We start from the raw sequence: 4,948 nt of genomic DNA on the forward strand, positions 1-4,948 counted from the left end.
GACGCCGCCGAACAATTCTTATAGAGAGCCCCCGTGCCATTCGGCACGGGGGCTTTCTGCGTTTACGGCGCGTTCTTCTACGGCTGCACCAACCCCGTTTCGTACGCGCAGATCACCGCCTGGACCCGGTCCCGCGAACCCGTCTTCGCGAGGACGCGGCCCACGTGGGTCTTCACCGTTGATTCGGCGAGGTGGAGACGCGCGGCGATCTCCGTGTTCGTCCAGCCCTTTCCGATGACCGTCAGGATCTCCCGCTCGCGGTCCGTCAGCGCCGCCAGCCGGGGGTCGGGCGGGGAGGGCATGGACGAGGACGCGCTGCCGCCGACGGGGAGATGGTGGACGTAGGCGTCCAGCAGGCGGCGGGTGAGGGCGGGGGCCACCACGGCGTCCCCGAAGGCGACCGCGCGTATGCCGGAGAGGAGGTCTTCCGGCTGGGCGTCCTTGACGAGGAAACCGGAGGCTCCGGCGCGGAGTCCCGCGTAGGCGTACTCGTCCAGGTCGAACGTGGTGAGGATGAGGACGCGGGTGCGGTCGCCGGAGGCGGTGATGCGGCGGGTGGCCTCGATGCCGTCCAGTCCGGGCATGCGGACGTCCATCAGTACGACGTCCGGTCTGAGCTCCGCAGCCTTGCGGACCGCTTCCGTGCCGTTCGCGGCCTCGTCCAGGACTGTCATGTCGTCCTGGCTCTCCAGCAGCATGCGGAAGCCGAAGCGCTGGAGCGGCTGGTCGTCGGCGATGAGGACGGTGGTCACGGGGTGGAATCCTCCGGGAGAAGCAGGTGGACGCGCCAGCCGCGCTGCGGGCGCGGGCCGGCCTCCAGGGTGCCGCCGTAGAGCGCTGTGCGTTCCCGCATTCCGGTGAGTCCCCGGCCGCCGTTCGCCGTCGGGGCGCCGCCGCGGCCGGTGTCGGTGACGGTGAGCGTCACCGCTCCCGAGGCGGCGTAGGACAGGGCGATGTCGGCGGTGGCGTCCGGGCCGGCGTGCTTGAGGGTGTTGGTGAGGGCTTCCTGGATGACGCGGTACAGGGTGAGCTGCCGGCCGGGGGAGATGGCCGGGGCGCCCTCGACTGTCGCCCGCACGGGCAGTCCGGCGCGTCGGACACCGTCGAGGAGGCGGTCGAGGTCGGTGAGCGCCGGCTGGGGGGTGAGGTCGGCGGGGGCGGGCTCGTCGTCGCGCAGGACGTCCAGCAGGCGGCGCAGCTCGGTGAGGGCCTGCCTGCTGGTGCCCGCGATGGCGTCCAGGGCCTGTGCGGCACGCTCGGGGGACTTGGCGGCGGCGTAGCGGCCGCCGTCGGCGAGGCCCGTGATGACGGACAGGTTGTGGCCGATGATGTCGTGCATCTCCCGGGCTATCCGGGTGCGTTCGGCGGCGGCGGCGAGGCGGGCCTGCTGGTCGCGTTCGATCTCCAGGCGGTGTGCGCGGTCCTCCAGGGCCACGGTGTGATCGCGGCGGGTGCGGACCGTGACGCCGACGGCGACCGCGACGAGCAGGGACATCAGGTGCGGACCGAGGTCTTCGTCGGCGGGGCCCTTCGGATGGCGCAGGACCGTCAGGACGACCGGGGCCGTCGACACCGCCGCCACCCACCACAGGGAGCGCAGCGGGCGGCGCAGGGTGATGTGGAAGACGACGAGCAGGTGCAGGAGGGCCGCCTGGAGGAGAGCTCCGGTCCAGGCGTTGACCAGCAGGGCCGGTGCCATGACGAGCAGCACCGCGCGGGGGTGGGCGCGGCGTCGGAGGAGAGGGACGGTCAGGGCGAGACCGAGGGTGAGGACCAGGCCGTCGTGAACGTCGGGGTTCCGGGTGATGCGGGTCCAGCCGCCGCCGTGGAAGTCGATGAGCGCGGCCGTCGTCCAGAAGGCCGTGAGGTGCAGGTCCCAGAGGAGCGGGTGGCGCCGGTCGACGGCGCGCACCCGTTGCACGGTCCGCTGGAGGTACTGGGTGAGGGGCTCCGCTGTCTGGTCCTCCGTCTGGTCCTCCGGCACGCGGTCCATGGTGCTGGTCGCGCCGCTCGTGCGGAAGGCCGTCATACGTCCCGTCGCCTGAGCAGGAGGGCCGCCAGGGCGAGGCTTCCCGCCGTCCACAGGGTCATCGAGAGGAGGGCGGCGCCCGGTGTGGGCATGCCGGGCTGCGGGGTGGCGTGGGTGAGGGCTTCGACGGCCTTGGCGGGGAAGTGGCGGGCGGCGTCGTCGACGACGTCGTAGGGGAGCAGGGGGAGAAGCTCCGGAAGGATCATCGTGAGGCCGATCAGGGCGCCGATGCCGGTCGGGACCGAGCGGAGCATCGAGCCGAGCGCCAGGGCGAGGACGCCGAGGAGGGCGAGCCCCGCGGCGTTGGTGACGAGGGCCCGGGCCACGCCGGGGTCGGTGAGGGAGGCGGCGTGCGCGGTGTCGGTGAGGAAGGTCTGCGCGAGCGGGAAGGTGACGAAGTTGGCGGTGAGCACGGTGAGGAAGCCGGCGCAGGCCAGCACGGCGGCCTTGGACCAGAGCACCGGCAGCCTGCGGGGCACGGCGGTCATGGTGGCCCGGATCTGGCCGGTGGAGTGTTCGCCGGCCGTGGTCAGCACGCCGAGGGTGCCGAGCACGACGTAGGTGAACTGCATGCCGAGCAGGATCATCAGGACGGTGTCGATGTCGTCGTCGCCGCCTCCGCCCTCGTAGCTCGCGGCGACGAGCAGACCGGTGCCGAGGGTGAGGACGACGGTGAGGCCGAGGCCGATCCAGGTGGAGCGGAGCGTCGTCAGCTTGTGCCACTCGGAGCGCAGGACGCGGGCCGGGGTGACCCGGTGGAGGCCGGTGGCGGTCATGCGGCTGCTCCCTGAGGGGCGGTGTACTCGACGGCGTCGTGGGTGAGGGTCATGAAGGCGTCCTCCAGCGAGGACGTGGACGGGGTGAGTTCGTAGAGGGGGATGCCGTGGGCGGCGGCGGTGCGGCCGATGTGTTCGGCGGTCGTGCCGCGGATGTCCAGCGCCCCGGCGGTGTCCGTGATGGCGACGCCCGGGGCTTGGAGCAGGACGGTGAGGGCGTCCGGGTCGGGGGTGACCACGCGGACCGAGGCCGCCCCCGAGTCCCGTACGAAGTCGGTGACCGTGGTGTCGGCGAGGAGGCGGCCGCGGCCGATGACGATCAGGTGGTCGGCGGTCAGGGCCATTTCGCTCATCAGGTGGGAGGAGACCAGGACGGTGCGGCCCTCGGCGGCGAGGGACTTGAGGAGGGTGCGGATCCACCGGACGCCCTCGGGGTCGAGGCCGTTGACCGGTTCGTCGAGGACGAGGGTGGCCGGGTCGCCCAGCAGCGCGGCGGCGATGCCGAGGCGTTGGCCCATACCGAGGGAGAAGCCCTTGACCCTGCGGTCCGCCACCTGGGTGAGGCCGGTGAGGTCCAGGACCTCGTCGACGCGCCGTTTCGGCAGGCCGTGCGTGAGGGCCAGGCCGCGCAGGTGGTAGCGGGCGGTGCGGCCGGGGTGGACGGAGCGGGCCTCCAGGAGGGCGCCGACCTCGGTGAGGGGCGCGGGGTGGGCGGCGTAGGAGCGGCCGCCGACGGTGACGTTGCCGGACGTCGGGGCGTCCAGGCCGAGGATCATCCGCATGGTGGTGGACTTGCCGGCGCCGTTCGGGCCGAGGAAGCCGGTCACGGTGCCGGGGCGGACGGTGAAGGTCAGGTCGTCGACGGCCGTCTTCCCGTTCCTGCCGCCGTAGCGTTTCGTGAGGTGCTGCGCGGTCATCATGGGTCGATGCTCGTCGGCGCGGGGGCGGCGGGCGTCGGACGGCGGCCTTATTCCCTTGTGGGGCCGTGGTACCCGGGTACTACCGTGGCCGCATGAGCTACAAGGTCCGTTCCCTGCATGCCGACGAGTGGCCCCGGGCCAAGGCCTTGCGGCTGGAGGCGTTGCGGGATCCCGTGGCGTCCATCGCCTTCATGGAGACGTACGAGTCCGCCGCCGCCGAGCCCGACTCCTTCTGGCAAAGGCGGGCCGAGCGCAGTGCCGCGGGGGCGTCCGGGGCGCAGCAGATCATCGCCGAGGGGCCGGACGGGGAGTGGGTCGGGACGGTCACCGTGCTGATGGAGGAGGCCGGGAGCACGGACTGGGCCGGGCTGCCCGTCGAGCGGCTCCAGGGGCATCTGGTCGGGGTGTACGTGCAGCCGGGGCACCGGGGGATCGGGCTCACGGAGGTGCTGTTCGACGCCGGGCTCGAGTGGGCGTGGGCGCGGGGCGCCGAGCGGGTGCGGCTGCTGGTGCACGAGGACAACGCGCGGGCGTTGCGGGCCTACCGCAGGGCCGGGTTCACCGAGACCGGGGTGACGACGACGCTGGGTCCCGACCCGGGGGAGCGGGAGCTGGAGCTGGCCGTGGAGCGGCCGGACCCGGAGTCAGACGGGTAGTTCCGCGTGCGGCCAGCGGGTGCGGGCCTGTTCGCGGGAGCGGAGAAGGGCCACCGTGGGCATGCCGCGCTCGGGGCCGGCCGCGAGGAGGTCCGGGAGCTGGGGGAGGGGCGCCACCGCCGCCACGTCGTCGAGGACGAGGGTGAGTGGTGGGTCGAGCCGACCGGAGGATGACCGTTCGGCCATGCGCCGGCCGTGCTCGACCACGTACGAGACGAGCGCCGTCAGCAGAGGCATGGCGCCCGGGCCGGTGCGCGGATCCTCGATGGATTCGCCCACGACGTAAAGCGTTCCCCCTTCGTGGATGAAGGAATCCAAGGCGAGGGCATCACTTCGGTGCGGATTGCAGGCTTCGCGGACGTTGACCGTGGAGAGGGCCGCCAGCGCACGCGTCGTCAGCTGCTGGGCCATGTCACGGCGTTCGGGGTGTGCGGTGAGCGTCGCCTCGAGCTCGCCCGCTGAGCCGGAGGCGGCCTTGGGGTGGGTGCGCAGGATCCGTACGGCGTCCTGGACCTGGAGGCCCTGGGCCCAACGGTGGACGTGGCGGACGGTGCGGCCGTCGACGGC

At 72.8% G+C, this 4,948-nt stretch carries 6 protein-coding genes; 1 reads left to right on the forward strand and 5 read right to left on the reverse strand.

The genetic code is table 11. The features are described 5' to 3' along the window. Positions 1–77 precede the first annotated feature (77 nt). Genes CCN29_RS13080 through CCN29_RS13095 form a run of 4 tightly spaced genes read right to left on the reverse strand, consistent with a single transcriptional unit; the run spans position 78 to position 3,725 of the window. Positions 78–752, reverse strand: a complete 675-nt coding sequence (locus tag CCN29_RS13080) for a response regulator (protein ID WP_086681922.1) — start codon at positions 750–752, stop codon at positions 78–80. Next, the gene (locus tag CCN29_RS13085) at positions 749–2,029 is read right to left on the reverse strand and encodes a sensor histidine kinase (RefSeq protein WP_086681925.1); all 1,281 of its coding nucleotides are present in this window, start codon (positions 2,027–2,029) and stop codon (positions 749–751) included. Before CCN29_RS13085 ends, CCN29_RS13080 begins: the two co-directional genes overlap by 4 nt. Then, entirely contained in the window at positions 2,026–2,805 is a 780-nt protein-coding gene (locus CCN29_RS13090; RefSeq protein ID WP_006136292.1) for an ABC transporter permease, read from the reverse strand. The genes CCN29_RS13085 and CCN29_RS13090 overlap by 4 nt, the downstream gene beginning before the upstream one ends. Continuing rightward, complete coding sequence (locus CCN29_RS13095; RefSeq protein WP_086681928.1) at positions 2,802–3,725, reverse strand: ABC transporter ATP-binding protein; 924 nt, start codon at positions 3,723–3,725, stop codon at positions 2,802–2,804. Before CCN29_RS13095 ends, CCN29_RS13090 begins: the two co-directional genes overlap by 4 nt. Positions 3,726–3,817: 92 nt before the next feature. Here CCN29_RS13095 and CCN29_RS13100 point away from each other — a divergent pair, with 92 nt between their 5' ends. Continuing rightward, positions 3,818–4,381 carry a GNAT family N-acetyltransferase gene (locus CCN29_RS13100; RefSeq protein WP_086681930.1) on the forward strand — a complete coding sequence of 188 codons (564 nt, stop codon included), beginning with the start codon at positions 3,818–3,820 and terminating at the stop codon, positions 4,379–4,381. Here CCN29_RS13100 and CCN29_RS13105 read toward each other — a convergent pair. Then, the coding region (locus tag CCN29_RS13105; RefSeq protein WP_442538351.1) for a type IV secretory system conjugative DNA transfer family protein at positions 4,370–4,948 on the reverse strand (579 nt) is incomplete at its 5' end. The genes CCN29_RS13100 and CCN29_RS13105 overlap by 12 nt on opposite strands.

This window comes from Streptomyces pseudogriseolus (assembly GCA_002154585.1).
GTDB classification, from domain to species: domain Bacteria; phylum Actinomycetota; class Actinomycetes; order Streptomycetales; family Streptomycetaceae; genus Streptomyces; species Streptomyces pseudogriseolus.

Bases quoted from the DNA above. Each gene is read 5' to 3' on its own strand.
- CCN29_RS13085 (WP_086681925.1), bottom strand. From the start codon at position 2,029: ATGACGGCCTTCCGCACGAGCGGCGCGACCAGCACCATGGACCGCGTG.
- CCN29_RS13090 (WP_006136292.1), bottom strand. From the start codon at position 2,805: ATGACCGCCACCGGCCTCCACCGGGTCACCCCGGCCCGCGTCCTGCGC.
- CCN29_RS13095 (WP_086681928.1), bottom strand. From the start codon at position 3,725: ATGATGACCGCGCAGCACCTCACGAAACGCTACGGCGGCAGGAACGGG.
- CCN29_RS13100 (WP_086681930.1), top strand. From the start codon at position 3,818: ATGAGCTACAAGGTCCGTTCCCTGCATGCCGACGAGTGGCCCCGGGCC.